A 3938-nucleotide genomic window follows, 5' to 3' on the forward strand; every position below is an offset into this window, starting at 1 on the left:
CTTTACCCTTGGACCACCTGGTGGGGGCCGATCACAGGTATGTCGAGCACCATCGCCTATTTTGTGGCATGCCACGGGGTAAGTCCCTTACAAACGGGAGCAGCCGGCTCAGGCTTCGCCGTCCTCACCCGTAAGTTCGGGTACTCCGGCCCACTAGACGACGAGGCCGATCAGATTACGCTGAACCGTCCGGACGACGTCCTGGTAACGGCTCGAAACCGTGCAATGAAACGCTGACGTAAAGCCGGGATCGATTTTCATGCGCCGCCATCTTGTAGTCGCAGCCCTGACCGCCTTCATCGGCTTGGGAGGCGTCGTTCAGGCACGAGAAGCTTTTGAGGGCGTCTGGGCCCATAACGACAAGGAGTGTCGAGATGAGGATGGCCCGAACTCTCGGTTGTTGATCGATCTTAATGCCAAAGGAGGATCACTTGCCGACAGGTACGAGTGGCACTGTAAGATACTGAGCTCGAACACAACGAACCAGACAACTCGGGTGTCGTTACAATGTCACGAGTTCTGGGAGGATTACACGAAAAATCAAAATGCTGAGCGGCGCGCAGAAACATGGACCATGAAAGGTCCGACGCGGATGCAAGTCGACGGCAAAATATTTGTGCGTTGCATTAGGTAGAAAACTGATAGATAGGAAATCTACTGAACGATAGAATTCTAAGGATCGCCCAATAATTTGAGAATGCCAAGAGGAGACAAAAAATTATTCTTTTCGCCACCTGTTCCTCCACGGCCGTGAACTTCCATCCGATGGTGTATGGATTGGAGGTCGAATCGTAAATTCCCCTTGTATATGATGACCAGCTTAAATTTAGTATTGTACTTCCACACCTCCACCCTCGAAAATGGGGAGGAAGCTGCGAGCCTGTTTGGCTGAGTTGGACACTCGGGCGTTGGCTTCCGGAGGAGAAGCCGATGTGGACGGAGGCGGATCGGGAGAGATACCGGGACCGAGGCGGTCGTTATCCGAGCGACCTGACAGACGCGCAGTGGGCAACGGTAGCGCCGTTGCTGTCGGGCTACGATCCGTTGACGGCAGACCTGCGGGAGATGGTCAACGCCTGTCTGTACCTGGAGAAGGCTTGCAGCTCTGCTGGCGTCCGCGAACGTGAGGCGGGAGCAGCTCTACGGACGTCAGGCCACGCCGGAGCTTCAGTCGGCGATAACCGAGATGCAGCACCGTTTCACCCAACGAAAGGCGGCTACATGCGCTGACGCATGGGTCTGCTTTGGACCGCCGAGTGACCCGAGCCTGCTAACGCGGTGACTTGAGACGATGCCGCTGGCCATCTGCCTCCAATTTGTTTACTTGAACGCCTGTTCGACTTCGTTCAAGATTCGCCGCCAATCCGCCCGAGTGCACGGCCGAAATTTGCGCTTATGGAAAAAATAGGTAATCTACCTTATTTCCTTCGTCATCAATCTACGTTGTAAATATTTTTACTGACAGCGGATACTCCGCGAGCGTGCGGCTGGCTCAAGATGACAACTCGCCACCAAATGAGCAGTGCTTTGCAATAGCGAACGTATCGACGATAAGATTTGTTAGCCGTAGGTATGTATGAACAATCAGTTATTGGGGATGCGGCGACCTATCTAGTTTCAAACGACACTGGTCCGTGCTGATATTGATTGACACATATCCTCACTGAGGCACACACAAGGTTGTCTGCCTGGAGCCTCCGATGCGATCCGTTCTGCCTTCCGTCGTAGCCTGCATTCTCGTGCTGCCTGCCTCCGCTCAGACTTACCGCGCCCCAGAGTTCTATCGAGCCGAGGCCTACTTTAACAGTTCCAGTTTCGAGGACCGGATTGCGGCGCAGGTACTGCTGATCGCTGCTGGCTACCAGAATGTGGTTCCGACCGAGCGCTTCAGCCTGCGAACCTTTGAAGCAATCAATCGCTTCGAGGCCGACGGCCGCTTCAGCCACATCGACGGCATGCTCACGAAAAATGTGATGGACAAGCTCTTCGACGCCGCTGCGCCGATGCTGAGGATGTGGGACTTCCGGCCGACATCCCATCCGGTCAAGGGCGCCCAGATCTGGATGCCCTTCGGGATGGGGTTGCGCCGGGTGCCGAGTAAGAATGGCATCAGCCTCGACGATCCGGGGGGCAGGCTCAAGGTCGGATACAACTACTTCGAAAACGTCTTCGTCGAGCAGGCTTACCAGGACCTCGTCGAGAAAATGGTCCGCAACCGCACCACGATTCACTACAAGGTCTTCAAAGAAGGTTGGTTCGTAATCTCAGCCACAACGAGCGAAGGTACGGATCAGTACACGCGCTATCATCAGGATGGCAGCGGCATCCTTGGCTTTACGCTGTTCTGGAACACCGCCCAGGGCGAGGTTTCGGGCGAGCGCGTGGCCGTTTTGATGTCGGCCTCGCTCGGTTCGGTGATGAACGGGCGTCCGATGATCCAGCCGCCGGGCTATGACCGCTCAGGCGCGCCGATTGCCCAAGCTACCGCCCCCGTCCAGCCCACGACTCGCGTCGAGCCGCCTACTCAGTTCGCGGCGATACCTCCGAGCGCCGCACCGGAGCCCAAGGTCGAGCCGAAGCCCGCCCCTGTGACGCCTCCTGCTCCGGCACCCAAGGTGGAGGAAGAGAAGGGCATCAAGACTGGCACCGGATTCTTCGTGACCGCGGGAGGCAAGATGCTGACCAACGCCCACGTCATCAAGGGCTGCTCGGCAGTCGCCGTGAAATTGAGCGACGGCTCCGCGCGCAAAGCCCGGGTCGATGCAACCGACGCGAACAACGACCTTGCGCTTCTGACCGTCGAGGGCATCACGGAGGGCAAGTTCCTGAAGCTCCGCGCTGGAGTGCGCCTAGGCGAATCGGCAGCCGCTTTCGGCTATCCGCATACCGATGTGCTGGCCTCGTCCGGCAACTTCACGCTTGGCAACGTCACGGCGCTCGCAGGGATCAACGACGACAGCCGCTACTATCAGATTCAGGTGCCGGTCCAGAGCGGAAACTCGGGCGGCCCGCTTCTAGACTACTGGGGCAACGCTATCGGTGTCGTCTCGTCGAAGCTCAACGTCATGAAGATGGCTTCGCTGACCGGCGATGTGCCCCAGAACGTCAACTTCGCGCTCAAAGCAACGACCGCGCTTTCGTTCTTAGAAACCAACAGCGTTCAGGTTGATTTGGGCTCGGCCACCGGCGAAAAGCGAGACCCAGCCGACATCGCCGAGGCGGCGAAGCAGGTCACAGGCTTTGTTGCATGCCAGTGATGATTGCGGCGTAGCGGCGGCCCAAAGCGGCCCTCGGCCAGACCTTGCAAAAATCCGGGCATTACCGCATTCGTGCAGGATGCGGTCTCCAATCCTCGCCCTCATCATCGCGGTCACGCTAACGCCAGTGTCGACGTTGGCTGCAACTTGCAGCGTCGATGACTATGGCATCAGCGACTACTACGAAGAGCCATGCACGGTCATGGACCCGGTCGAAGCCCTCCCAGAGACGCTGCAGGGCGTTGAGCGTGGCCTGGATCGCCGGCCAACACTTATCCCACGGGATCAGGGTGTCCTTTGCGCCTTCCTGCCACCGGCGATAGTCGTTGAAGAGCACAACGATGCCGGCGCTGAGCGCCAGGAGTCCACAGAACATGACCAGTGAACCGCACCCGGTCTTCCAGAGGCCATTTGGTTTGAGTTGCGCGGCCAAGGCTTGGCCTTCGATCTGAGCAAAGTAACGCGCTTCGGCCTCGGCTGGAGGCACGTTGCCAATCGGTTCGAGCAAGCGGCATGTGTTGTACCAGTCGACCCAGTCAGGCGTGGCGAACTGACCGCCTCGAAGGAGCGCCATGGCCCGCGCCGATGGATCACCTCGGCCATGAACAGGCCTTTGATCGTCCACGCCAAGGGCATTGTCTTAGGAGTCGCCGACGCTGCCGACCTAGTGCACTGACTCAG

General features: G+C 58.1%; 2 protein-coding genes and 2 pseudogenes. 3 read left to right on the forward strand and 1 reads right to left on the reverse strand.

Features of this window, described 5'->3' with window-relative positions; translation table 11 throughout:
* The 3 genes and pseudogenes from COGEMETH_RS23915 to COGEMETH_RS23925 all read left to right on the forward strand — a co-directional run.
* A partial coding sequence (locus tag COGEMETH_RS23915) for a hypothetical protein (protein ID WP_238185177.1) occupies window positions 1-237 on the forward strand: 237 nt, incomplete at its 5' end.
* Between the two features lie 693 nt (window positions 238-930).
* Window positions 931-1095, forward strand: a pseudogene (locus tag COGEMETH_RS23920) (transposase); the annotation flags it as partial.
* A gap of 605 nt (window positions 1096-1700) precedes the next feature.
* Complete coding sequence (locus COGEMETH_RS23925) at window positions 1701-3257, forward strand: S1C family serine protease (RefSeq protein ID WP_238185178.1); 1557 nt, start codon at window positions 1701-1703, stop codon at window positions 3255-3257.
* A gap of 424 nt (window positions 3258-3681) precedes the next feature.
* Here the strand turns inward: COGEMETH_RS23925 and COGEMETH_RS23930 are convergent.
* Window positions 3682-3921: pseudogene (locus tag COGEMETH_RS23930) on the reverse strand (IS3 family transposase); the annotation flags it as partial.
* Window positions 3922-3938 lie beyond the last annotated feature (17 nt).

The organism is Methylobacterium trifolii, assembly GCF_022179685.1.
Classification (GTDB): domain Bacteria; phylum Pseudomonadota; class Alphaproteobacteria; order Rhizobiales; family Beijerinckiaceae; genus Methylobacterium; species Methylobacterium trifolii.